Annotated in this window: 14 protein-coding genes; 3 read left to right on the top strand and 11 right to left on the bottom strand. The window is 62.0% G+C overall.

Features of this window, described 5'->3' with window-relative positions:
* Positions 1–40 precede the first annotated feature (40 nt).
* The 4 genes from ACP6KB_RS09475 to ACP6KB_RS09460 all read right to left on the bottom strand — a co-directional run bounded on the left by ACP6KB_RS09475 (position 41) and on the right by ACP6KB_RS09460 (position 11,804).
* A complete protein-coding gene (locus ACP6KB_RS09475; protein ID WP_442113468.1) occupies positions 41–8,923 on the bottom strand; it encodes an autotransporter-associated beta strand repeat-containing protein in 8,883 nt (2,960 codons plus the stop codon).
* A gap of 220 nt (positions 8,924–9,143) precedes the next feature.
* The gene (locus tag ACP6KB_RS09470) at positions 9,144–10,079 is read right to left on the bottom strand and encodes a peptidylprolyl isomerase (protein WP_442113467.1); all 936 of its coding nucleotides are present in this window, start codon (positions 10,077–10,079) and stop codon (positions 9,144–9,146) included.
* Positions 10,076–10,537 (bottom strand): YbjN domain-containing protein, encoded by a 462-nt coding sequence (locus ACP6KB_RS09465; RefSeq protein WP_442113466.1) that lies wholly within the window; start codon positions 10,535–10,537, stop codon positions 10,076–10,078. Before ACP6KB_RS09465 ends, ACP6KB_RS09470 begins: the two co-directional genes overlap by 4 nt.
* Before the next feature lie 193 nt (positions 10,538–10,730).
* Positions 10,731–11,804, bottom strand: a complete 1,074-nt coding sequence (locus ACP6KB_RS09460; RefSeq protein ID WP_442113465.1) for an SDR family oxidoreductase — start codon at positions 11,802–11,804, stop codon at positions 10,731–10,733.
* Positions 11,805–11,905: 101 nt separating this feature from the next.
* Here ACP6KB_RS09460 and ACP6KB_RS09455 point away from each other — a divergent pair, with 101 nt between their 5' ends.
* Positions 11,906–12,826, top strand: coding sequence for a LysR family transcriptional regulator (locus ACP6KB_RS09455; RefSeq protein WP_442113464.1), 921 nt, complete (start codon positions 11,906–11,908; stop codon positions 12,824–12,826).
* A gap of 8 nt (positions 12,827–12,834) precedes the next feature.
* Here ACP6KB_RS09455 and pdxR read toward each other — a convergent pair whose 3' ends face one another.
* A complete protein-coding gene (gene pdxR / locus ACP6KB_RS09450; protein WP_442113463.1) occupies positions 12,835–14,331 on the bottom strand; it encodes a MocR-like pyridoxine biosynthesis transcription factor PdxR in 1,497 nt (498 codons plus the stop codon).
* A 178-nt stretch (positions 14,332–14,509) separates the two neighbouring features.
* Between pdxR and ACP6KB_RS09445 the strand changes: the two genes are divergently transcribed.
* Positions 14,510–14,968, top strand: a complete 459-nt coding sequence (locus ACP6KB_RS09445; protein ID WP_442113462.1) for a GNAT family N-acetyltransferase — start codon at positions 14,510–14,512, stop codon at positions 14,966–14,968.
* Positions 14,969–15,043: 75 nt separating this feature from the next.
* Here ACP6KB_RS09445 and ACP6KB_RS09440 read toward each other — a convergent pair whose 3' ends face one another.
* The 3 genes from ACP6KB_RS09440 to ACP6KB_RS09430 form a co-directional block, all read right to left on the bottom strand.
* Positions 15,044–16,081 (bottom strand): ABC transporter substrate-binding protein, encoded by a 1,038-nt coding sequence (locus ACP6KB_RS09440; RefSeq protein WP_442113461.1) that lies wholly within the window; start codon positions 16,079–16,081, stop codon positions 15,044–15,046.
* 159 nt (positions 16,082–16,240) lie between these two features.
* Entirely contained in the window at positions 16,241–17,107 is an 867-nt protein-coding gene (locus tag ACP6KB_RS09435; protein WP_442113460.1) for an alpha/beta hydrolase, read from the bottom strand.
* Positions 17,107–19,695, bottom strand: a complete 2,589-nt coding sequence (locus ACP6KB_RS09430; protein ID WP_442113459.1) for an autotransporter domain-containing protein — start codon at positions 19,693–19,695, stop codon at positions 17,107–17,109. Before ACP6KB_RS09430 ends, ACP6KB_RS09435 begins: the two co-directional genes overlap by 1 nt.
* Before the next feature lie 235 nt (positions 19,696–19,930).
* Between ACP6KB_RS09430 and ACP6KB_RS09425 the strand changes: the two genes are divergently transcribed.
* On the top strand, positions 19,931–20,377 hold the full coding sequence (locus tag ACP6KB_RS09425; RefSeq protein ID WP_442113458.1) for an NUDIX hydrolase: 447 nt from the start codon (positions 19,931–19,933) through the stop codon (positions 20,375–20,377).
* Between the two features lie 87 nt (positions 20,378–20,464).
* On the opposite strand, the gene ACP6KB_RS09420 is transcribed toward ACP6KB_RS09425, so the two are convergent.
* Genes ACP6KB_RS09420 through ACP6KB_RS09410 form a run of 3 tightly spaced genes read right to left on the bottom strand, consistent with a single transcriptional unit; the run spans position 20,465 to position 24,646 of the window.
* Positions 20,465–21,529, bottom strand: coding sequence for a lipocalin-like domain-containing protein (locus tag ACP6KB_RS09420; RefSeq protein ID WP_442113457.1), 1,065 nt, complete (start codon positions 21,527–21,529; stop codon positions 20,465–20,467).
* Complete coding sequence (locus tag ACP6KB_RS09415; protein ID WP_442113456.1) at positions 21,519–23,981, bottom strand: FtsX-like permease family protein; 2,463 nt, start codon at positions 23,979–23,981, stop codon at positions 21,519–21,521. Before ACP6KB_RS09415 ends, ACP6KB_RS09420 begins: the two co-directional genes overlap by 11 nt.
* Positions 23,981–24,646: an ABC transporter ATP-binding protein gene (locus ACP6KB_RS09410; protein ID WP_442113455.1), complete on the bottom strand. Its 666-nt coding sequence runs from the start codon at positions 24,644–24,646 to the stop codon at positions 23,981–23,983. Before ACP6KB_RS09410 ends, ACP6KB_RS09415 begins: the two co-directional genes overlap by 1 nt.
* Positions 24,647–24,934 lie beyond the last annotated feature (288 nt).

Here is a 24,934-nt window from a genome sequence, read left to right as displayed (position 1 = left end):
GAAAGCCCGCTGTTGGTAACAGCGGGCTTTCGCATAGCACTTAGAAGCTCACGTTCAAGCCCAGACGCACACCGTTGTCCTTATAGCCGTCACCGAACTGTCCGGAGTACCCAAGGTCCACGGTGGTGCCGCTGGCGACCTGCGCGGTCACACCCAGTTGCACCACGGCGGTGTCCTGGGCCAATGGCGTGCCCTTGACGGTGAAGGCCTGACTACCGGCGAACGACAGCTGGCGCTGTGCATCGAGGTCGTCAAAGGCATGCTGCCAGCCGAGCGTGCCTTGCAGCGCGAGCGGTACCGACGCGACCGTGGTCAACGGCGTCGAGGCATGCAGGCCGAGCGTGCTGTAGGTCAACTCGTCCTTCTCGCCTTCGCCACGCAATGCCGTGCTGCCGCCGTGTTCGGTGAAGCTGTCGCTGTCCACCTTGACGTGCGCCAGGCCCACAAACGGCTCGACGTTGAAGTCGCCTGCGGAGATCGCATAACCCAGTTCGCCGTACATCTGCGTGGTCTTGGCGTCATAGCTGGCCTTGTCATGCTCGGCAATGGTGCCAGCCTGCACGTGACGGCTGCTGTCAATGTCGCTCCAGGCGTGCGAGGCGCCCAGGCGCAGGTTGATCGCATCCCATTGACCGGCAGCGAACAGGCTCAGCGAGGTGCTGTCGATATCGGCCGAGGAATTGCGCGCATCGACGTCCAGCTTGCTGTTGCCATAGCCTGCGGCCACACCTACACGCCAGTGCTCGCCAACCGGCAGGTCAACGCCGAGCAAGGTGCCGCTGCTGTTGTGGTCCATGTCCGCCGTGTTGCTGTTGCCACGGCTGTCGCCCCAGCCACCATAGCCTTGCAGCCAGAAGGTGATGCCGCTGTCGGCGTCGGTGTGCAGCACGCCGTCGGCGGCGGCCTGGCCTTGAACCGCGCGCAGGCGCTGGCCAATGGTGTCACGCACATAGCGGCTGTCATCGAACAGCGCGCCCTGGGTGCTGGCGTGCAGTTCGCCGGACAGGCTGTCGTAGGCGGCTTGCGCCTGTTCGACGGTCAGCGCGCTGATGGCGTTGTAGAGGTTGCCGCTGGCCAACGACTCGACGCCGCTGGCGGCCGCGCGTTGGTTGAAGGTACGGCCCACCGAAACGAAGCTGACGTCGTTGCGTTCCAGGGTCAGTTGCACACCGGTTGCCGAATAGGCCAGCTCGGGGCTGAGGAAGGCCAGGTTGCTGCTGACATCGGCGAAGGTACCGTTGAGCGCGGCGGCCTGGATGATGCCGTAGCGCGTGCTCGGCGCCCAGTCGCCCGCTCCTGCGAGCACCTTGAGGCTGGCGCCGCCGAGGCTGACAGTGCCGGTGGAAACCAACCGATCTGAACGGCCATCGGGGTTGGCTTCGATTTCCAGGGTCGAGCCCGCAGCCAGGTTGACGTCACCGTCGACCCGCAGGGTGCCGATGGAATTGCCGGGATTGAGCGTGGCACCGCGGGCGAGGTCAACGCGCCCGTGGATGTTGCCGTGCCCGCCGAGCAGCGCACCATTGCCGACCTGAACATTGCTGGCCAGGCTCGCGCTGCTGCCCGCCGCGCCGCCAACGATCAGGCTGCCGGCGTTGACCTGGGTACTGCCGCCAACGCTGGACTGGCCATTGAGCACCAGCTTGCCGCTGCCGGCCTTGATCAGACTGCCCGCACCGTTGAGGCTGCCTTCATAGACGCTGCTGGCATTGTTGCTGCCCACCTGCAACTGGCTGCCCGACACCAGGGCAAGATCGCCGCTGCCGCTCAGGGCGTCCAGCAGCGTGCTGCCGCCGACGCTGACCGCGGCGCTGTTGCTGACGTTCAGGCTGGCGTTGCCCAGAGCGTTGTTGCCCACCAGGATCAGGTTGCCGTCGAGGATGTTCAGCGCCCCGCTGAAGGTGTTGTCGCCGCTCAAGGTCAGCGTCGTCGCACCTTGCTTGATCAACGAACCGCTGCCGCTGATCACGCCACTCAAACCGAGATCGTGACTGCCAGCCAGGGTCAGTGCGCCGTTGAGGGTAATGGCATTGCCCAGGGTCAGCGCGCTGCTGTTGTCCAGCGTAGTGCCACCTGCGGCCGTCAGGCTGCCGCTGCCTAGCGCAGCACTGTTGCCGACTACCAGCGTGCCGCCGTTGAGCTGGGTACCGCCGGTGTAGCTGTTGGCACCATTGAGAACCAGCGTACCGGTATCAAACTTGGCCAGTGTGCCGTTGCCGGTGAGGGCCACGTCGAGGGTGGCGGTGGCATTCGGATCGACCCGCAGCGCCGCATATCCCTGCGCGCCGTTGACCAGTTTCACCGAACCGGCGCTGCCGTTCTGCAAGCGATAGCCACTGCTGGCGAATTGCATGCCGGTCACCGTTTGTTCGCCGTTGACCGTCACGCTGCCTGCCGCCCCTTGGAACACCGCGAAGCTGTTGGCCCATGGCTGGTTCGCCGAACCATCGACGTTGGTCCAGTTGCTGCCGGTCCCCCAGGTGCCGCTGCCGCCATCGATGGCGCCGTTGGCAAGCTGCTGGGCACCGTCCCAGAACTGCACGTTGGTGCCGGGTGTGGTGACCAGCAGGTTGACCTGATTGCCGATGCTAGTCTGCAATTGCAAGTCGCCCGCAGGGACATTGCCGAGCAACATGCCGTTGTTGCTCAGGTTGCCGGTGTAATCGATCAGGCGATACACGCCCAGGCCAAAGCCGCCGATGTCGGTGACGTTGAGTTTGCCGTCGAGCACCAGATCGCCATTGACTTTGAGCAGACCGGCAGCGCCCGGTACGGCGGCGCCGAGCGCGGCATCGAGATTGCTGTCGGCATTGAGGGTCAGGTTGCCGGTGGTCAGCGTATTACCGCTGCTGACCAACACATGACCGCCATCGGCAATGTTCACCGCGCCGTCGATGCTGCCGTTGCCGCCGAGGCTGGCACTGCTGCCGACGCTCAGCAAGGACGTGCTGAGCACGCCCTGCCCGCTCACCAACAGGCTGCCTTGGGTGACGTAGGTGCTGCCGCTGATAGTGCTGTTGCCACTCAGGGTCAGGCTGTTGTTGCTGGTCTTGACCAGGGTGCCGTTGCCGCTGATGGCGCCGGCATAGCTACCGCCCCCCAGGCTGAGCGAGCTGTTGTTGGCCAGAACGATGGCGCCCTGTCCGTCAAGCTGGCTCAGTGTGCTGCTGACGCCAATGCCGAGGCTACCGGCCGCGCCGACGGCGACCTGCGCGATGCCCGACAGATTGCTGCCCAGTACGTTCAGGCGACCATTGTCGATCTGGTACAGACCACTGAAGGTGTTGTTGCCACTCAGGTCGAGCACGCTGCTGCCTTGCTTGACCAAGGTGCCAGTGCCGCTGAGCACGCCACTCAAGGTCAGATCGTGGCTGCCGTCGAGGGTCAGGTTGCCGCTGACGTCGACCGCGTTGCTGACGGTCATGGCACTGCTGGTATCGAAGCTCGCCGCTGCGTCCACGCTCAGCTGGCTGCTGCCCAGACCACCTGCATCAGCCAGCACCAGCTTGCCGGCATTGAGCCAGGTGGTGCCGTCGTAGCTGTTGGCCTGGCCAAGCGTCAGGGTACTGCTTCCATTCTTGACCAGCCCGCCGTTGCCGATCACCTGGCCGTTCAACGCCACGTCATGGCTGCCCGCCAGGTTCAGGTTACCGTTGAGCACCAGCTGGTTGCCCAGGTCCACGGCACGGTTGCTGTCCAGGGTGGTGCCATCCTGAATGCTTAAGCTGCTGCTACCCAACGCCGCATTATTGCCAAGCACCAGGGTACCGCCATTCAGACGGGTGCCGCCGAGGTAAGTGTTAACGCCATTGAGCACCAGGGTACCGCTGTCGATTTTACTCAGAATGCCGCTGCCGCCCAGGCTCACATCGAGCGTGGCAGTACTGCCGCTGTCGACACGCACGAAGGTATAACCGCTGCTGCTGTTGACCAGTTGCAGCTGCCCTGCGGTACCGTCGACCAGGTGGTAACCATCGCTGATAAATTGCAGACCGGTGACGCTCTGTACGCCGTCCACGCTGACGGTGCCTGGCGCGCCGCCGAACACCGCGAAGCTGCTGTTCCAGGCGCCATTGAGGCCGGCGTTGACCGTGGTCCAGTTGCTGTGGCTGCCATTCCAGACACCAGTGCCACCTTCGATGCTACCGTTGCCGCTCAGCTCGCTGCCATCCCAGAAGCGGATATCGGTGGCGCCACCGACCACCAGGTTGACCTGATTGGCGAGGCTGGTCTGCACCTCCAGCTCGTTGAGCGGAACACCGGCAGGCAAGGTCGCCAATTCCAGGCCGTTATCAACCAGCGCGCCGCCGTAGTCGAACAGGCGGTAGACGCCAATACCGAAACCGCCGGTATCGCTGATATTGAGTTGACCGTCGAGGGTCAGATTACCCTCGACATCGACCAGGCCTGCCGCCCCCGGCGTCGCAGCGCCCAGCGCCGCATCGAGGTGCGAGCCGCTGCTAAGCGCCAGCGCGCCCAGACTCAATACCGAGCCGCTGGTGACATTGAGGTGGCCGCCGTTGGCCACGCTCACTGCCCCGCCCAAGGTGCCGTTACCGCTCAGGGTCGCGCCGTTTTGCACGGCAACACTGCCGTTGCCCAGGCTGCCGTTCACCCGCAGGATTCCGCCAGCGACCGTGGTCGCACCGCCCAGCGCGCTGTTGCCGCTGAGCAGTAGTGTGCCGTTGCCTTGTTTGTAGAGGTCGCCGTTACCACTGAGCACGCCACTGAAGGTGCCCGCACCGAGGCGCAACTGGCCGCCGTCGAGCTGCACGTTACCGGCGCCGTTGAGCTGGCCGCTGCTGGCCCCGGCAGCCAGTTGCAAGGTCGCACCGCTCGCGACGTTGATCGCGCCCGGCTCGCCAAGGGCGATGGCAGAGGTGCTGAGCAGACGGCCGCTGTTGATGGTGTAGTCACCGAGGAAACCATCGCCGCCGCTCAGCGTCAGGGTGCCGCTGCCGGTCTTGATCAGGTCGCCGCTGCCCGTGAGGAAGCCGGCCAGGGTCAGGTTGTTGCTGCCCTGTACAGTCAACTCGCCGCTGATGTCGACAGCGTTGCCGAGGGTCAGGGCACTGGTGCTTTGCAATGCGCCAGCACCGGTGACAGTCAAACGCCCGAGCCCCAGCGCCTGGGCGTTGCCCAGTTCCAGGGCACCGGCCTTCAGGTGGGTCTGGCCCAGGTAGGCATTGGGTCCGGTCAGGGCCAGTTTGCCGCTGCCGTCTTTGACCAGCCCACTAGCGCCAAAAATCGGGCCAGCCAAGCTCAGGTCGTTGCTGCCGCTCACGGTCAGGTCGGCGTTGAGCACCACGGCGTTGTTGACCGCGATGTTTGCCGTCGATTGCAGCGTGGAGACGCCGCCAACAACCAAGAGGGTATTGCCCAGCGACGTATTCTGCCCCAGGCGCAGTGTGCCCTGGTTGAGCATGAGCGAGCCGTTCAGGGTGTTGGCGCCCGTCAGGTTCAGCGTGCTGCCACCGTTCTTGATCAGGGTGCCGATGCCGGACACCGTGCCGGTGAGCGCCAGGTCGCGGCTACCGAGGACGGTCAGGTTGTCGCTGATCGCCACATTGTTGCCGACCTGCACGCCGGCCAGACCGCTGTCCAGGGTGGTGTTGTCGAGGGTGTTGAGCGAACCCGAGCCCAGTGCGGTATTGCTGCCCAGTACCAGGCCACCGTTGTTCAGCCAGGTAGTGCCCGACCGACTGTTGTTGCCATTGAGTACCAGGCTGCCGCTCCCGAGCTTGAACAGGTCACCGGCACCTGCGAGCGCACCGTTGAGGCTCAGGGTGCGACCGCTATCGACGGTAATATTGGCCGCACCGTTGAGCGACACTGCATTGCTCAGTTGTACATCGGCGCTATCGGCGCGCAGCGTAGTGCCACTGGCAAGGCTCAGGGCGCCGCTGCCCAGCGCCGTGTCACGACGCACGGTCAGGGTTCCGGCGCTCAGCGCGGTGCCGCCGCTGTAGCTGTTGTTGCCGGCCAGCACCAAAGTCCCGGCGCCGGTTTTTTCCAGCGTGCCGGTACCGCCGACCTGCGCGTCGATCAGGGTCGAAACGCCGGAGTCGAGGTTCACCAGGGTCGAGCCGCCGCTGCCATTGACCAGGCTGAGCTGCCCGCCCACCGCTGAGCTGAGGGTGTAGCCGTCGGTCTTGAACTGCAGGCTGCTGGCCGACTGATTTCCTTCAATAAGCACCTGGCCGGCGTTGCCCTGGAACACCGCCGAAACGCCTTTCCAGGTGTTGATCGGGTTGCCACTGGCCTTGGTCCAGTTGCTGTCAAGACTGTTCCATACCCCGCTGCCGCCGTCGACCACGCCGTTGCCGTGAGTGCCGCCACCATCCCAGTACTGGTTGAGCAGGGACTGCGAGTTGACGATGAGGTTGAAGTCTCCACCTATGAGTTGCAGGGTGATCTCGCCTGGCAGGAAACCGCTTGGCAAGGAGCCGAGCACTACAGTCGCGGTGGCCAGCGGACTGCTAGAGCTGATCAGGCGATAGGTGCCGTTGTCGATGTCCGGCAAGTCGCTGAAATTGAACTGCGCGCCATTGACCACCAAGTTGTTGCTGACGCTGATCAGCGGCGTCAGCGACGGCGCGCCGAGGGCAAAGTCGACAATGCTGCCGCTGCCCAGGTTCAGGCTGCCAACCGACAACGTGCCACCCGAACCCACCTGCAGGCGACCGCCACTGTTGATGTTCACATTGCCGGTGAAAGCCCCCGTACCACTGATGCGGGCACCGTTGTCGACGATAACCAGGTTGCTCGCCACGCTGGCACCGGTGTTCAGGTGCAGGCCACCGCCGCTGACCAGAAGGTTGCCGTTTAAGCTGGAATTGCCGCCCAAGGTCAGGGTTCCGCTGCCGACCTTGTTCAGCGTAGTAGTGCTGGAGTCAACGATAGTACCGGTGAAGGTAGAGCTGGCATTACCACTGCCAACGCTGAGGGTACCGTTACTCAACAGCTCGCCGCTGCCGCTCAACGCATTGATCGTGGTCTCTGTGCCCAGGTTGACACTGGCACCGCTGGCGATATTTAGGCTGGAGTTAATGCCCAACCCATTCAAGGCAAGGCTTGTGAGCCGACCCGCCTGCACGTCTACCAGGCCGGAGAAGGTGTTGTTCTGGTACAGCAGTAACTCACCCACACCCGTCTTGGTCAGACCACCGGCACCGGAAATAACCCCTAGCATTTGCACAAGCTGAGGGGTGTTGAAGTCGAGCGTGGCACCGCTGTTGATCGCAAGCCTGTTTTGGTAGAGCGGCGAGAAACCTTCAATCATAAGACGGCTATTGCCGGTGACGGTGAGCGGGTTATTGCTCATCGGGCCAGCGATGTTTGACAAGGTCAGGGAGCCACTGTCGAGCTCGATTTCGTACATGCTGAAAACGGGTGCTGCCAGCGTCAGATTACCGCTGCCAGCCTTGATCAGCTTGCCCCCCGCACCGAAGATGGGGCCGTTCAAGCTCAGGTCATTGGCACCGGTCACAGTCAAGTTGCTGTTGAGGTTGACGAAGTTGTTCAGCACAACCGACTGGCTACTGGCGAGGGTGGCCGCACCGGAAACGGTCAACGGCCCATAGCCCAGTGCCTGATTATTACCGACGATAAGGCTGCCAGCCGACAACTGAGTACCTCCGGCATAGCTGTTGGCGCCCTTGAGCGTCAATTCACCCACACCGTTCTTGATCAGCGTCGCGCTGCTATCGGTGCCAGTGATTGTCCCCTCCAGCGTCAGGTACTCAGCGCTGCCGGTATCGACTGTCATGCCGTTGGCACCCAGGGTAATCGCGTTTGCCAGGGTAACCGCCACGCCGCTGGTGGCCAGAGTGGCGCCATCGACACTGACGTTAGCATTACCGAACACTGCGTTATTGTTCACCCGCAGCTTCCCGCCGGTGAGGCTCGCGCTATTGTTGGCACCGGTCAGCAGTGCCCCGTTGACTTGCCAGGTACCGCTTTTCACCAGCAGATTGCTGAAGTTGATGTAGTTCGCCGCCGAGATCGTCCCGCTGCCAGCGATGCCCGAGCCGCCGCCGATGGCGTTCTGCAGCGACAGGGTGTTGCTGCCACCGGCGCCCCCATCGACGATGCCGGGCGCGGCGAACACCAGATTGGGGTTGGAGGCGACCGTCACCGAGTGCGTGCTCATGGCACCGCCAGTGGACACCATGGAACCGGTAATGGCGTTGAAGGTATTGCTGCTGCCCGCGCCCATGGACAGGCTGCCCACCAGCATTCCGCTGTTGGTAAAGGTATTGCCCTGCGTCGACGCTTCGAACGCCACCCGGCCGTAGAGCTGGTTGGTATTGGTCATCTCGACCTGGGCCCCACCGTGCACCGCCACGTTCGGCATGTCGGCCGCATCCAGCGTTGCCCCGACGATCCGGTCGGCGTGGATCGTGCCGTTGTTGACGATGGTTACCTTGCCACCGGCGCCAGCCCGTGCATCAATCGCCATGCCGTCAAGGTTGACAATGGAGCTGCCGAGGTTGCCACTGGTGCCGGAAATCCAGCCGGAGGCATTGTTGAGGATGGAGATGTTCTGCGCGTTGGCATTACCGACCCTCAAACCGGTGGTCAACTGCGTCCGCTGCCCGCTGCGGGTCGGAGAGATGTCCCCGTTGTTGGCAATGTTGGTGTTGTTGCCGCTCAGTTGGATGACCGGTACGCCATCTAGCGCCGAACTGAGAATGGAACCTAGCGCAATATTGACCGTGAGATTGCTGGCCGAGCTGAAGTAGCTCTGCTGGTCGGTGTTGTTACAGGTCACGGTTGCACCGTCAAGCGGAAAGAACGGCGTGCAACCGGCAGATGCAGGTGCGCTGCTCAGGCTTGCGATAATGCCAAGGGTGGCCAGGCTGACGGCCAGGGACAACGGATTACGACGTGCCCGCAGAACGGAAGGGGTTTGACTGTCCACACACGACTCCAGATGTGGCTTGGCGATTCATCCTTGAACACGCAGACAGCCACCGCAAAACGCACGCTGGGCAAATCTGCGACAGTCGAAAAGCTTGGCCTTGGCAATGGGAATTTTTATAAGGTGGCCTTTTTACATCAAATAGCCACTATCTGAACAGGGGGTTGCCCCCCTGTTTATGCAGATATTTCGCGGGAAATCGGCCCGGTGGCCGGGAGAGTCAGCGTTGCGCTTCGAGTGCTTTGTTCAGTGCAGCGCCGTCGATGCTCAAGGTCGAACGGCTGAGCACTTCATCCACCACCTGCTTGGCCGATTGTTCCTGGCGCTGCGCTCGCAGCGCCTCGCGTAGCTGGCCACTGACTTCATCGAACGTGGCGAGCCGTGCCGGCTGCGTTTCAGTGAGTTTGATGATGTGGAAGCCCAACGTGCTCTGCAGCGGTTCGCTGACTTCGCCGACCTTGAGTTGCGGCACTACACCACGCACTTCCGGCAACAGTTGCGCCAGCGGCTGTGGCCCGATATCGCCACCGCGTGCGGCACTGCCCGGGTCTTGCGAATAGGTACGGGCCAACTCGGCAAAATCGGCACCGGCCGCGTGGGCGCGCTTGCTCAAGGCCTGAGCCTGATTGCGCACGCTTTGTGTTGCCTGCTCGTCTGGCACGCTAAGGAAAATCTGGCTCACCCGATACACCGCCGGCACCTGCAGCGTCGCCTTGCTGGCCTCATAGGCCTGCTTGAGCGCCTGCTCGCTCGGATAGTCCTGCGGTGCCTGGGTCAACGAGCTCAGGTAGCCGCGCAACACGATCTGCTCGACCGCCGCACGGGTCTGCGCCTGCACCTCCGGGCGTTGCGACCAGCCTGCCGCCTCGGCCTGTTGGTACAGGGCCTTTTCGGCAAGGCGTGCGCGCAGCCAGGTTTCCAGTGCTGCACGGTCGCCGCGCAATTGCTGGCGCGACGCCTCGGGCAACTGCTCAAACAGCGCGTTCAGGTCGTTGGCATCTACCTGCTGATCGCCCAGCCGCGCCACGGCTTCGCTGCCCGGAGCAGTGGCCGCTGTCACGCTAGCCTCCGGTGCCTTACCAGGACGCAAAACCAACGCTGCCGCGACCGCTACGGCCAGCACACCCAGGCTGGCCAGGATCACGCGACGACTCACGAAGTAGCTTCCGCTGCAGCCGGCGCCACGTCGGCGGCCGTGTGCTTGTAATCACGCAGATAAGTCACCACTTCCTGCAGCAGGCGATCCCACAGCACCAGGCTCCCCAACAGGCTCTTGTGACTGACGCCGTCGGCGACCACCACGTCCATTTCCATCACCAGGAAGCCGCCCTGCACCGACAGCCGGGCGAAGCGGCGCGAGGCGTTCCATTGATTGACCAGCCCCTCGGGCAATTGCCCCTGAATGTGCAGGGCGCAGCTGTAGATGAAATCCAGATAGCGCCCCGCCTCCAGGCCTGGGTTGCCAAAGCGCAGGCTGAAGCCGATGCCCTGGCTGGCCGTGAGCAATTGCTCCACCCCACCCTGGCCACTGCGGTTAACCCGGCAGCCGGCGTCTTGCAGCAGGCTGGTCAGCGAATCGGCGGTAACAAAGTCGATCAATTCCGTAGAGCTCATCACGTTACTTCCTGGCGAAAAGGGCATCTGAAAGCCGCGAGTTGTAGCACATCGACATCATGCCGTGCACGCGCTAATAGCCCTTGATCACACTCGCTGTAGGAGCGGGCTTGCCCCGCGATGCGATTTGGCTGACAGATCGCAATCGCGGGGCAAGCCCGCTCCCACAGATGGAGCTATTCCTAGCTGCAACCTAACCGGCATCCGGGATGATCCTTTCCTGCTTCAACCTGTCGAACAGCTGGGTGAATGCATCAAGGCTGCTGCAGTAACCGCTAAAGCCGGCCTTGCGGCTTTTGCTCATGTCGGTAAACGCCTCCATGGGCCGCCCCAGATCGGCATCGGTATGCCACCAGGAAACCAGTTTGCTAATGTCCGGCTCCCGAAGCTGATACCTGTTGGCAATCGCCGTCCAGGCCGCCTCTGCGCCTTGCATCCGCCCTTCCAACGGCATTATCTGGCTCGAATAACCCTGCCACGCGATACCAAAGTACGCGGCCAGGCGCGGCCACAGCCAGCTCCAGCGAAACACATCGCCGTTGACGGCATTGAAATCCTGGTTCGCCGCTGCCGGGCTGTGTGCAGCCCAGAGCAATTGCTCGGCCAGCAGGTTGGCGCTGGTCACATCGGACACCCCATGCCATTGCTCTGCCGAGCCCGGGAAGATGAATGGCCAGCCATTCTCGCGGCACAACGTGGCGTACACCGCCAGGGTCTGGCCCATGTTCATCGCATTGCCCAAGGCGTAACCGATGATGGTGTGAGGACGATGCACGCTCCAGCGATAACCATATTTTTCGGCACCGGCAAACAGTTCGTCTTCCTGCGCGTAGTAGAAATTATCGACCGGTTGGCGGCCTTGCTCCTCGCGGAACGGCGTGACGGGCACAACGCCTTGGCCATAGGCTTCAAAAGGCCCAAGGTAATGCTTGAGGCCGGTAATCAGCGCGACGTGGGCACCCAGCAGCCGGTCGCCAAGCGCATCGATCACATGCCTGACCATGGCACGGTTGACCCGAATATTGGCGCTTTCATTCTCCTGGCGGGCCCAGACGCTGAAGAACAGTGCATCCGGTTTAATCGCATTGAGTGCCTCGCTGACCACTGGCGCATCAGTCAGGTCGGCCACCAGGCTGGTGCAGCCTTGCGGTACGGCTGCGCGACCACGCGACAGGCCGTACACCTGCCATCCCTCGTGCATCAGCTTTTCTGCCAGAGCACGGCCAATCACCCCACTGATACCTACGATCAAGGCTTTTTTCTGCATGCTGGTTTCTCCAGATCGGTATTGATGAGTAGACTACTGGAGAATCAATTTCTGATTTCTGGCATTAATTCACATGATTAACGAACTGGATTCATCAATTGATGCATGATCAACGCCTCAAGGACATCATCCCGTTTGTCACCAGCGTCGACCGGGGCAGCTTTACAGCTGCCTCAGAACAGCTGCATGTGACGGGTTCTGCAGTCAGCAAAAGTGTCAGTCGCCTGGAGGCAAGGCTGGGTTCGCAACTGCTTGAACGCACCACCCGGCGCTTGACCCTGACCGATGCCGGCCAGGCTTACTACCAGACCTGCATGCGAATTCTCGAAGAGCTGGCTGAAGCGGAATCGGTGCTGGCCGCCCAGCGCAGCATCCCCTCCGGGCGCCTGCGCCTGGCACTGCCCAGTACCTACGGCCGCTTGTGTGTGATGCCGCGTCTGATCGCGTTTTGCCAGATGCACCCTGAGGTGGAGTTGAGCCTGACCTTCTCAGACCGCTTTGTTGATGTGTTTGAAGAAGGCGTCGATGTGGCGGTACGCATCGGTGGCACAGATGAGCTGCCCGCCTCGTTGGCGTGTCGTCAGCTGGGACGTGAGGCCATGGTGTTCTGTGCATCCCCGGCCTACCTGGCCAAAGCTGGTAAACCCGACAGTGTGGAAGCGCTGCTGCAGCATCGGGCCATCCTTTATGAGCGCGTCGATGGCAGCACCAAGCCCTGGCAATTCACCACCGCAGATGGCCATTCAAGTTGGCGATCGGTACCGTTCCGGATGGCCTTGGGCGATGTGGATGCACAAGTCCAGGCGGTGTGCGCCGGGCTGGGTGTGGCTCAAATGCCAACCTGGTTGATACACGAACAACTGAAGCGCGGTGAGCTGGAAATTGTCTTGCCTGAACTGCAACCCGCCGGCCTGGCGCTGACGTTGCTCTGGCCACGGCGCAAACAGCTGCTGCCCAAGGTCGATGCTTTGCTGACGATACTGGGCGAGCTGGATATCGTTGAACCTGAACCCGGCAACTGACAGTCCGGTTATGACCGCAGCACTTGGGCAAGACGTATCACCGCCGACTCGATCTCATGCGCCGTCAACGACGCGTAACCCAGCAACCAGCCCTCTTTCGGCTCATCGCCGGCGTAAAGACGGCTGAGCCCGGACAGCTTGATGCCGGCTCTGGCAGCCTTGGTGATCGTTTCTTGTTCTGACCACCCGGCATGCAGCAAACAGGGAATCTGCAAGCCCCCAGGTGGACGCAGGGCCGTGACGATGCCCCCCAGGTACCTGGCAATCGCATCGAGCAAAACAGCTCGGCGCTCAGCGTAGAGTTTGCGCATGGCCCGGACATGCGCGTTGTAATGCCCGTCCTCCATGAACCGCGCCAGGGTCAATTGCAGTGTCTGCGGGGTATGACCATCCATCATGCTGCGGGCATAGGTGAAGGGTTTGATCAGTTCAGGGGGCAGCACGATGTAGCCCATGCGCAAGCCTGGAAAAAGGGTTTTGCTGAAGGTGCCGACGTACAGCGTGCGCTGGTCGTTATCCAGGCCCTGCACACAGGCCGTGGGCTGCCCTTCATAGTGAAACTCGCTGTCGTAGTCATCCTCGATGATCCACTTGCCCTTCTGCGCCGCCCAGGCGATCAACGCCAGTCGGCGTTCCAGAGACAGTGTGACGCCGGTGGGGTATTGATGCGATGGCGTCACGTAAACGCAAGGGGCGCCACTGCGGTCGGCGTGCAGGAGATCGGTGCGCAGCCCCGAGGCGTCGACGGCAATCGGCAAGACCCTGGTTTCAGCCGTCTGGAACGCCTTGCGGGCGCCGTAATACCCCGGGTTTTCCATAAGGATCGGCTTGCCGCTATCGACCAGCAACTGCGCACACAGAAACAGGGCCTGGCGGGTGCTGCTCAAAATCACTATCTGCTCAGGCGAGCATCGCGCGCCGCGCTCAAGGTTCAGGTAGGTGGCAATCGACTTGCGCAGCGGTTCTGCACCTTGCGAGTCGCCGTGCAGCAGAATCTGCGCGCGATAGTCTTTCACCACCTGACGCTGCAGGCGCTCCCACACCTCAATCGGAAAGTTGCGGGTTTCCGGCAAGCCAGTGGCGAATGCCTTGACCTGCTGCTGGTCGCTGACGCCACCCGTCTCGAAGATCATTCGCCCACGTTGGCTAAGACCGTCACCAGGCGCAGCGTGCCTGTGCTGCACCTCGTGCGCCTTGAAGCGCTGCCGGGCTGCGCCGCGTAACGCCGGGCCCAGGCTGTCGCAGACGTAACTGCCTGATCCTGCGCGGCGCACGATGAAACCATCGCGATGCAGTTGCACATAGGCATTTTCGATCGTATCGCGAGCGACCCCGAGCGATGTCGCCAATGCCCGGGTTGCTGGCAGCTTTGTACCGGGCCGCAGGGCACCTTCCAGGATCAGCGCACGCAACGCCCGTTGAATACGCTGGTGCAAATCCAGCTGCTGAAACTGCGCATCGTTGATGCGCATCTTCAACGTGTCCAGCTCGAATGCGATTGCCATGCGCTCTGCCCGATGATGAAAGCCGCTCGATTCTATCCGCCCTGGGCTGCGTTAAAAAGCGCTCCGACGCCAGAAAAGTGGTCTGCCCTTATCTTGATAAGTGGATGGCTTATACAGGCCATTACCACGTTATAAAACCGCTCCCGATCAGCCTTTTCAACGTCAACAAGGAGTGAATATGACTGCCGTACAACAGGTTTTATCGGTGCGCCCAGTAGCGCAAAAAGACTTCGCCACATGGTGCGAATATTGGGCGCAGTACCAAGCGTTCTATAAAGTGGAAATCGACACGCAGACCACCAGGACAACCTGGGAACGGTTCTTCGACAGCCGCGAACCGGTGCACTGCGCGGTGGCTGCAAATGCTGAGAACATCTTCGGTTTCGTCCACTTCGTGTTTCACCGTTCGACCTGGAGCCAGAACGATTTCTGCTACCTGGAAGATCTCTACGTGTGCCCGAGCGTACGCGGCCAGATGATCGGCAAACAGCTGATCGAATACGTGCAAGGCCAAGCGCGGGAAAACCACTGTGGGCGGCTTTACTGGCACACCCAGCAGAGCAACCAGACCGCCCAACGGCTGTACGACTGGATTGCCGAAAAGCCCGGCGTAATCGAATACAGAATGCCACTGTAGGAGCGGGCTTGCCCCGCGATGCGATGTGACTGATAGATCGCCATCGCGGGGCAAGCCCGCTCCTACCGAGGGGGGTTAGCGCGAGGCCCAGGCGTTGAAGCGCTGCTCCAGGTGCTCGCCATGATCGGCCCAGAACAGTGCATCTACCGGCACTTGCTGGGCCAGGTTTTCAGGTGCGGTGGGCAGCTCGGCGATGCGTGCCTTGTCGAGCAGGCCCATCGCCTGCAGGTTGGCGGCGCCGTAGTCGATGTGCTCGGCGAAGCTCTTCTGCTGCTGCGGCTCAAGCGAGAAGGCAATGAATTCGCGGGTTTTCTCCTGACGCGAAGCGCCACGGGGAATCGCCCACGAGTCGAACTCGTACAGCCCACCAGACCAGACGATTTTCAGGTCGTAGGTTTTGCGCTGCTCTGCCGAAAGACGCCCGTTGTACACCGAGCTCATCACCACATCCCCTGCCGCCAGATACTGCGGTGGCTGGGCACCGGCTTCCCACCATTGAATGTGCGGTTTGATCTGGTCGAGTTTGGCGAACGCGCGATCCTGACCGGCCTCGGTGGCCAGCAGGGTGTACACCTCGCCCGGCGCCACGCCGTCGGCAATCAGGGCGAATTCCAGGGTCGACTTGGCCAGCTTGCGCAGCCCGCGCTTACCGGGGAAACGCTCGACATCCCAGAAGTCTTTCCAGCCGGTGGGGGCCTCTTTGAGCTTGCTGGCGTTGTAGGCCAACACCGTCGAGTAAACCAGGAAGCCAATACCGCAGGGCTGGATCGCACCCGGGACAAAGTCTTTGCTGTCGAGGCCGATCTGTGCCGGGTCGAGGGTTTCGAACATACCCTCATCACAACCGCGGGCCAGCTCGGCAGACTCCACTTCCACCGCGTCCCACGACACGCTGCGGGTGTCGACCATGGCCTTGACCTTGGCCATTTCACCGTTGTATTCCCCGGAAATAATCTTGCTGCCGCTGGCTTGCTGCCAGGGTTTGTAGAAGGCCTTTACCTGGGCCTCTTTGTTGGCGCCACCGAACGATACGATGGTGAGATCGGCCGCAAGGCCGTGACTGGCAGCTGCTAACCCCGTTACCAGCGCTGCGAATTTCAGAGTCTTGATCATTATTGTTATCTCCTACTGTCCAAGGGTGATGACAAATCACTCAAGACACCGGGATCAACCAAGCCTTCCCAGGCGTGAGACATCCGGGTCTCGCTCCATTCGAGGCGTAAGGTGGCACGGAAGGAACGGTAGTAAGACCCTGCTTTTCTAACGCTCAGATCAGTCGGCGCTAAACTTTGGCGCGCAAGCGACCGGTTGTGCGCGCCAGTGCTGCCAAGCCTGCTGCCAGCCGCTCTCATGGCTGACACCTGCTATTACCGCGGTTTCCAGGCAGGCACCAGGCCCCAGTTGCTGACGGTAATAGCCTTCGATTGCCGGTGGAATCACCCGGTCATCAGCACCAAACAAATGGCGCTGTGGGATCAACGCCAGGCGCTGGCGATAGTCCAGCGGTTCGAGTGAACCGCGTAGTGGTGCGAGCTGCTGCAGGCGCACCCACTGTGCCGGGCTGAGGTTACCCGCCAGTGTCTGCACGTGGGCAATATCATCACGGCGGGCCGCCAACAGCAGCGCCACAGCGGCACCACCCGAGTAGCCCACCAGTTCAAAGTCGTGGTTGTGATAACGCGTTTTGAGCAGGTCCAGTGCCTGGCTCATGCTGGCAACGACCGCTTCGGAGAAGCGCCGATCGGTCCACATCGCCGGTGTACAGTGCGGCGCGCTGACGAACTGACAAGGGCGGGCAAGATAGACCGCGGGTGTCGGGTCATCCAGCGCCAATTGCGCCACCAGCAGGTGCCGGGGGCTGGGGTCGAGACTTGGTTGTGTGGCGGTAGCCCAGGCACGGCCATCGCCTTCCAGATAGACGCGTAATCGCGCCGGGGGCTGGGATGTGAGGGGGCTGACCATCGCCAACGGAAAAGGCTCAGTGGCCAATACCTGCAGACGCTGCCCATGGGCAGCGGCCAAGGCCTGCAACGCCTGTTGTGGGGATTGGCAGCCGCTGAGCACGGCACTGATCAACAGTGCCGTGCCTCGCAGGCAAACCCCAGCCCACCGGAGCAGGCTGAGCTTTGCAATGGCCATCAGAAGTCGTAACGCACTTTGGCCGTGACGGTGTTGGCATCAAAGTCAGACTTGCCGACGTAGTCGTAGTTCAGACCCAGGGTCACAGCACCCAGGTGATAGTCCGCACCGATACCCGCTTCGTAGCTGTTGCGTACCGCACTGGCACCGCTGGTCACGAACGGGGTGTTACCGGAAACGAAGGTCGAGGTGCTGCTGACGCGGTCGCCGATAAAGTCGTGATAGGTCATGACCTGAGCTTGTGGCTCAAGCGTGCCGCTGCCCAGCGGGAAGTTGCCGGCAACACGCAGACCCGCACCCAGTTCAGCCACTTCAAAGCGCTGCTCTTCGACCTTCAGTGCAGCAGAGCTGCCTTTTTCACGGTAGCCGTCGATATCAACACGGCTGTAGCGGGCAGCGATGCGCGGCTCGACCAGCATCGACGGCGACACGCGGTAGGTGTAACCACCGACCAGGTTCACCCCGAACAGCGTGCTGTCGTAATCGGCCTTGGCCGTGGTGTCGGCAATGCTGCGCTTGCTGTCGTTGCTGTTGAGACCATAGGTCAGGCTGCCGTCGACAAAGTAGTTACCTTGCTCAAAGCCGCCGTACAGGGTGAAGGCATGACCATCGACCTTGGTTTTGTCGCCGCTCTTGCCGTTCACGTCGGTGTTCAGGTAGCTGTACGCCACACCCAGGGTCAGCTGGTCGTTGAGCTTGCCGTCGGCGCCTACGGCAATACCGCGGCTGTGAGCGTTGTAGCCAACGACATTGTCACGCAGGTCCTGACTGGCATCGCTGTACAGGGTTTGTACCCAGACTCCGGCTTCCTTGAAGCCTTCACCCGAGGACATGCCGCGCGCCGCCGAGGTACGACCGCTGGTGACGTTGCTGATCAGGGTCTGGCCGGTGGTGGCCGCCTGAGTTGCGCCGCCGTTGACTTCAGGAGTCAGTTGCTCAGCCAGGGTGCGCAGGGCTTCGGCGTCCTGCGAGGCATTGACGTATGCCTGGAACACTTTGTCCTGCGGGTTCAGGCTGGCCAGTTCAGTGGCCACACTGCTGAAGGCCGAAGCGGCGCGCTGGGCGTTGCCCGAACCGCCGATGCTCTCGATCACCTCGCCCACTTGCGAAGACGATTTGCCGGTGACAGTGGCAACCACCTGATTGCCCTCGACCACATAGGTGTCGACGTTCAGCAACGAGGAACGGCTGCTGACCAGCTTGCCGGCTTCGGTCTGGTTATCCAGCGCGTCGGCATCGATCAGGGTGTAGGTGCTGCCCTTGGCGGTGAAATCGTTGCCCTGGGCAGCCAGGGTGATTTGCGAACCTTTCTGGAAGGTGGCTTTACCCTCAACGTTCAACACAGCCTTGCCGGCGTCGGTTGCGCTGCTGAGGTTCAAGTCCAGCGAAGAACCATTGGCAACGACCAGCTCGCCCTGCAGCGAAGTGTGCGGGTTGGCCAGTTGCAGATGACCTGCAGTACCTTCGCTACCGACCATCACCGGGCCGTTTTCGTACATGCGGATATTGTAGCCATCGGCATCGGTGTTGGTGCCTTTGAACACGGCATCGCCGGTGACATACACACGATCCAGATCGATCAGGTTGCCGGTGATGGCGCCGCCCTGCCAATCCAGAACGACGGTATCAGAAGCCTCAGAAGCGTCGATGGCCTCGTCTTCAGAAACGATGGTGCCACGGTTGACGATCGTCAGTGCACCGCCCTGGCCCTCACCATCGAGGTCGAAGCCACCGATTTCGATGGCGGCATCAGTGGCCTGAATCAGGCCGGTGTTTACAAACTGGGCAGACGACGAGGTGAAGCTGACACCATCGAGCGCTACGCCGACGGCATCGGCGCCGCTGGCAATAATGCGACCGTTGTTTTCAATACCACCGACATCGACACGGTCGCTGTAGAACGTACCGCCCCACTGGTATTCATTGGAGGTGGCGTCCAGCGCCGTGGCGTTCTCGCCGCTGACGTGAATCAGGCCGTTGTTGATCAGCTTGCCATCAATCTCACCGCCTTCAAGCAGAATGCCTTTGGCGTTCTCACCGCTGGCCAGGATCTGGCCGCTGCTGGCGTTGATCAGATCGCCGTGCAGCTCCGATTGGCCGGAGAATTCCAGGGCACGGATACCGTCACCCTCAAACTCATTGCCCTTGACGCTCAGGGTGCCTTCGTTGACCAGATTGCCGTGAATAATGGCCGGGTCAACCAGCATGGCCGAGACGCCATCGCCGCTTACCGAAATACTGCCCTTGTTCACCAGGTTGCCGAAAATCTCGGTGGCCGGGCCGAACGACGAAGGGATTTCGTCCTCGCCTGCTTGCGACAGGTCCAGGCCATCGGCGTTGGTGCCGTTGGCATTGACGGTGGCATTGATGATCAGGTCTTTGTCGAACGAAACGCTGTTGAATTCGATAGCGTCCAGGTCACTGTTGGTCGTGGTGAACGAACCGTTGACCTCAACGTGGTCGGCATAGGAAGCGTTGTCGACCTGGATACCGGCGTTGGTCAGCGACAGGGTTTGAGCAGAAACCGATTGCGCTGCTGCAGTGATGGCGAGTGCGATAAGTGTTTTTTGTAGATTGACGACAGCCACTTTTCTTCCTTAAAAATCGAGGTGAATGCGCTTCCATGCGGGGCTTCGTGCCGGCTTGATGGCCAAGTGCCACGCCAGAAGCGGGCGGAGTATAAATTCCTTTGTTTATCATGGGTATATATTTCTGACGCCATAACAATGACAGCGACTGACTGCACCGAGCCGCTGGCAATTGCCTATTGGCAGCCTCAGGCGTATCGTCGCGCGCCCTTCACTCTCAAATGGAATTTGCTGCATGTCAGAGCACCGCATTCGTGGCCTTGCCCTGTGTGTTTTTCATCATCAAGGAAAGATTCTGGTCAACTCGTTCTACGACTCCGAGTCACAGCAGACCCTGTTTCGCCCTCTCGGCGGCGGCATCGAATTCGGTGAGCGCAGCGCGGATGCGATTGTCAGGGAGGTGCAGGAAGAGCTGAACCAGCCGATCGAGGCGCTGCGACTACTCGGCACTCTAGAAAGCATCTTCACCTACGCGGGCAAACCGGGGCATGAGTTTGTTCAGGTATACGATGCACAGTTCAGCGACCCGAGCCTGTACGAGCAGCCCTGGCTGATGGGTCATGAGTCCGATGGTGCCGCGTTCACAGCGACCTGGCGTGATAGCTCAAGCTTCGGCACCGAGGGGCGGTTGGTCCCTGAAGGCCTGTACGAACTGCTCACAGCCGCTGCACTGCTGCAATGACCACCCTGGTAGGAGCGGGCTTGCCACGCGATAGCGAGCTTCCAGTCACATCGCATCGCGGGGCAAGCCCGCTCCTACCGAGGGTAGTCAGTAGCCGGTCATTTCCAGGTAGCCGGTGCCGGCGACGCTGCCGCTGATGTGCACCGGTCCCTCCCAGTAAGGGAAACGGGTGTTCATCCAGGCCTTGGGCTCCACGGCATCCAGTTGCACATCCAGCTCATGCAAGGGCACCTGCACCCGCCAGCGCGTCGGCAGCTGCTTGCCGTTTTCCTGGGGGGTCCAGGCCAGCGGCTGCAGCTCTATCTGCTCCCCTTTGAGCGCCTGGCTTTTCCCAGCAGCATCAACCCAAGTGCCAGCGTAATACCCCCTGCCCTTGGCCTCACGTACGCGAAACAGCATCACTTTTGCGCCACTGTCCAGATGCAGGGAAAACCAGTCCCACCCCGACTGCCCGGCCGCCAGCGGTTGGCTGCTCCATTCGCGGTCGAGCCAGGCATTGCCGGTGACGGCAACTCGTTGTCCATCACGCTCAACCTCGCCACTGACCCGGTAAAACGGTTGGCTGTAATAGTAAGACGCCTGACCCTGGCCAGATTTTTCGCTGTAACCCTGATCACCGTGCAACACCAGCGGGCCGCCGCTACGCAGGTTCAGACGGTAGGCAAAGCCCTGACCACCCGCGCTCATCTGCAGGTGCTCGATGCCATCGTCCCCCTGCAGCGACCAGTCGTTTATCCAGGCCCGAAACGGCTGCGCTTCGACACCCGCCTGCCCCACCCCGCCACGCGCCGCCGTTTCACTGGACTGGTGGCCGCCCGGTCCGGTCAGCGCGGCATGCCCCAGCCACAGGTTGGGACTGTCCCAGCCGGCGGTTTCCGCGCCACTGCGCAGTGCCGAGCGGAACAAGGTCCATTGCGCGCCCCAGGCGCGCCCCTGGGCGTCTTGCAGGTTGGCGGTGATGTACCACCACTCGATACGAAAACCGTTGTGCGGGCCATGGTCACGAGGAAAAACCAAGGGCTGATTACGCGTTACCTGCGCGAACGTATTGGCCTGCTGACCAAGCCCGGCAAAGCCGTTGCCAGGCGACTCAGGTTGATCACACCCGACCAGCAGCAACAGGCTCAGCAACCCGCAAGTTTCAGCTCTCATCGGCAAATTGCCTCAGCAGTTCGCCCGGCTGACGCCGCGCCAGTTGCCACAACGGCCAGACACTGGCCAGCAGGCTGGTCACCACCCCGAGCACGGCCAACTGCAGCAACTGCCCGGGGAACACCTGCAACGGCAAGCGCCAGCCAAAAGCCTGCACATTGACCACAGCCACCAGGCACCAGGCGAGCAACACCCCCAAGGGTATCGCCAGCACCACCGTGAGGGTGCTCAACATCAACGTTTGCCCCAACGCCAGCCAGACCAGTTGCCGCCGCTGCACCCCCAGTGCCCACAGCGGCGCCAACTGCCCCAGACGCTGCTGCCCCAGGCTCAGCAGGCTGATGAACAAGGCGATACCGGCAACCCCGAGGGTCAGGCTGTTGAGCGCCGAGGTGGCGGCAAAGGTACGGCTGAAAACCTCGGTGGACCAGCGTTTCAAAGTGCTTTGCTCGACAACGCGGCTGTCATCCAGCGCAAAACGCGACTGCAGCTGCGCCTTGAGCAGCGGCACCCGCTCGGCAGGCAGATTGACGCTGATAGCGCCCAGCGCCGCCACTGGCCGATGCCCGCGCAGCCAGTCGGCATTGACCAGCACATGCCCCTTGGGGTTGCCATAGTCCGCGTAGATACCCACCACCGTCATGTGTTGCGCAGGCTCAAGCGGTAGCGCAAGGCGCTCGCCCACCTTCACCGCCAAACGTCGGGCCAGTTGCTCACTGAGCATCAGCCCCTCACCGCTGGCCAACTGCGCCCAGGCCTGTGCGCTGCGCTCCAATAGCGGCCAGCGGGTGCGGTAGCCGGGATAATCGACGATGCCCTGCACCTGCACCGGCCAGCCTTGCACGCGCAGCTCCAGACTCCAGCTGGGCAGCACCGCGGTAACGTCCGGTTGCTGACGCAACCAGTCACTGATTTGCAGGCCCTGCTCACTGTCGCGCGGCGTCACGTAAAGGTCGGCGGCCAGGCGCTGATCGATCCATATGGTGAACGTTTTGCGAAAACCCTCGGTCATGCTGCCGACGCCGACACTGGCAGCCAGGGCCAGCAGCAAGGCCATCAGCGCCAGGCTCAAGGCCGGCAATTGCTGCCGGCAATCGGCAATGAACCATTGCGTCAACGGCCGACGACGGCCACGCGCCCCTGCGGCCAGGGCGAGCTCAAGCGTACCCGGCAACAGCAGCGCAGCGGCCAGCAGTAGCGCGGCGAGCATCAGGAAGGCACTGGGCAGACCGTTACCGAATCGCCAACAGGCAAACGCGACTAACAGCAACAACCCCGCCACCAGCGCCTGGCGCCGCAACCACGGCCCCTGGGCCAAGCGCCAGGCCTGCGGCTGGGCCAGTGCTAGCAGTGGCAACCGCGCGGCACGCAGTACACTGCTGACCCCAGCAAGCAGTGCACCCAGCACGCTCACCATCACACCGGTCAACCACCAGCTGCCCGGCAGGCTCAACTGCCCGGCCACTTGTGCGCCGTACAGGCCTCGCAGGCTGGCGGAAAAATCGGGCAGCAGCATCGCCGCCAACAGGTAGCCGCTGACCACGCCAAGCACACCGCCCAACACGGCAAACACACCCAGTTCCAAGGCCAGGCCGCCGAGCAGCGTGCCCCGGCTGATCCCACAGGCACGCAAAGTGCGAATCAGGCCACGGCGTTGCTCCAGCGCCAGACCAATGGCCGCATGGGCGATAAACAGCCCGACCACAAAGGCCAACAAGCCAAGGGCTGAGAGGTTGAGGTGAAAACTCTCGGTCAGGCGCTGCAGGCTACCGTCATCGCTGGATGGCTGACGTTCCAATTGCATGGCAATCGCTGCGGGCAACGGCGATTTGTTGTCCGCCAACAACAACCGCGACAGTTGCCCCGGAGCGTTGAGCAAGCGTTGCGCATGGCCGATATCCACGACAATGATGCCCGGCGCCAACTGCGCCTGCAGCAGCAACGGCGGCAACGCTTGCCCCTCACTGCTGAGGACTGGCTCGCCAGTTCTGCCCCCCAATTGCCGCAAGGTGTCCGGGCCGACCCAGGCTTGCCCCGGCGGGTTGATGAACGCTGCTACAGCGAAGTCGGACACCTGCGTACCGGCAATCTGCGTGGCGGGTGCCAGGCTCAGCGGCTCGATGCCGATCAGGCGCACCGTCACCGGCTGCTTGCCAGCCACACGCAAGCGCCCTTCCAGCACTGGCGACACCGCCCAGCCGAGCTTGCGCAGGTGCAGGTACAGCGACTGATCGAAGCGCTGCCCGTCACGCGCGACCAGTTGCGCGTGTGCTGGGCCGCTCAACAATGCACTAGCGCGGGCGTAGTCCGTACGTGCCTGGCTGTTCAATGCCTGCACACCAGTCCATAACGCGGTGGCCAGCCACAAGCCGGTGAGGATGCTGAAGCACTGCAGACGGTGGCGTTGCCAGTAGCTGAGCAACGCCTGCAAGGTCAGCCGTAGCGCGTTCATCAAACCGGCCCGGCTTGCACACGGCCGGCATGCAACACGCAGCGCCGCTGCAGTCGTGCGGCCAAACGCGGACTGTGAGTGACCAGCAATACACTACTGCCGGCTTCGCCAACCAATTGCAGCATCAGCGCCAAGACTTCATCACTGCTGGCTTCATCGAGGCTGCCGGTCGGTTCATCGGCCAGCAGCAACGCCGGGCGTGCAGCCAGCGCACGGCCGATCGCCACACGCTGTTGCTGGCCACCAGACAGTTGCTCCGGATAACGCTGCAACAGCGGCATCAGGCCCAACTGCTGAGTGAGGTAATCCAGCCACTGGGGGTCGTGACGTCCGGCCAGCCTGGCCTGAAAAGCGAGATTGGCCGCGACGTTGAGGCTGCTGATCAGGTTGTAATGTTGAAACACCAGGCCGATACCTTCCCGGCGCCAGCGCGCCAGGGCCGATTCCGAACGACCGTCGAGCGGTTCACCGTCGATCAGGATGCTGCCGCTGTCGGCGCAGTCCAGCCCCGCCAGCAAATGCAGCAAGGTGCTTTTACCGCTGCCGGATTCGCCCATCAGCGCCAGGCTACTGCCTCGCGCCAGACACAAGTCGACGCCCTGCAGCACCGGCAACGGGCCCTGGGCAGTGGGGAACGATTTGCGTAACTGTTCGACGACCAGCATCAACGGTTATCCCAAAGCATCAACGCTTAAGTTTTATACGAAAAGTACTACATCGTTGTGGGAGCGGGCTTGCCCCGCGATCTGCCGAAACGCGGCAGCAAAGCTTGAATTCGCGGGGCAAGCCCGCTCCCACAGGTGGTGCAAGACAGTTGCTCCTACAAAACTTTTCGTACAGAGCCTAGGAATAGCAGTGTTGCCACGCTTAGTCATATTTGCTTGTCGCCTGCCCGCGCCTGAAAGAGTCTGTCTATCAGCCCGCAATACTGGCGCTATTAGCCCTCGCTCTTC

The sequence above is a fragment of the Pseudomonas sp. NUPR-001 genome (genome assembly GCF_052147955.1).
Taxonomy (GTDB): domain Bacteria; phylum Pseudomonadota; class Gammaproteobacteria; order Pseudomonadales; family Pseudomonadaceae; genus Aquipseudomonas.
The sequence above is the reverse complement of the archived record's forward strand: the minus strand, read 5'-3'. Positions and strand labels throughout refer to the sequence as shown.

Coding starts and splice junctions, on each gene's coding strand:
- ACP6KB_RS09465 (WP_442113466.1), bottom strand. CDS start 10,537: ATGAGCTCTACGGAATTGATCGACTTTGTTACCGCCGATTCGCTGACC.
- ACP6KB_RS09460 (WP_442113465.1), bottom strand. CDS start 11,804: ATGCAGAAAAAAGCCTTGATCGTAGGTATCAGTGGGGTGATTGGCCGT.
- ACP6KB_RS09455 (WP_442113464.1), top strand. CDS start 11,906: ATGCATGATCAACGCCTCAAGGACATCATCCCGTTTGTCACCAGCGTC.
- pdxR (WP_442113463.1), bottom strand. CDS start 14,331: ATGGCAATCGCATTCGAGCTGGACACGTTGAAGATGCGCATCAACGAT.
- ACP6KB_RS09445 (WP_442113462.1), top strand. CDS start 14,510: ATGACTGCCGTACAACAGGTTTTATCGGTGCGCCCAGTAGCGCAAAAA.
- ACP6KB_RS09440 (WP_442113461.1), bottom strand. CDS start 16,081: ATGATCAAGACTCTGAAATTCGCAGCGCTGGTAACGGGGTTAGCAGCT.
- ACP6KB_RS09435 (WP_442113460.1), bottom strand. CDS start 17,107: ATGGCCATTGCAAAGCTCAGCCTGCTCCGGTGGGCTGGGGTTTGCCTG.
- ACP6KB_RS09425 (WP_442113458.1), top strand. CDS start 19,931: ATGTCAGAGCACCGCATTCGTGGCCTTGCCCTGTGTGTTTTTCATCAT.
- ACP6KB_RS09420 (WP_442113457.1), bottom strand. CDS start 21,529: ATGAGAGCTGAAACTTGCGGGTTGCTGAGCCTGTTGCTGCTGGTCGGG.
- ACP6KB_RS09415 (WP_442113456.1), bottom strand. CDS start 23,981: ATGAACGCGCTACGGCTGACCTTGCAGGCGTTGCTCAGCTACTGGCAA.
- ACP6KB_RS09410 (WP_442113455.1), bottom strand. CDS start 24,646: ATGCTGGTCGTCGAACAGTTACGCAAATCGTTCCCCACTGCCCAGGGC.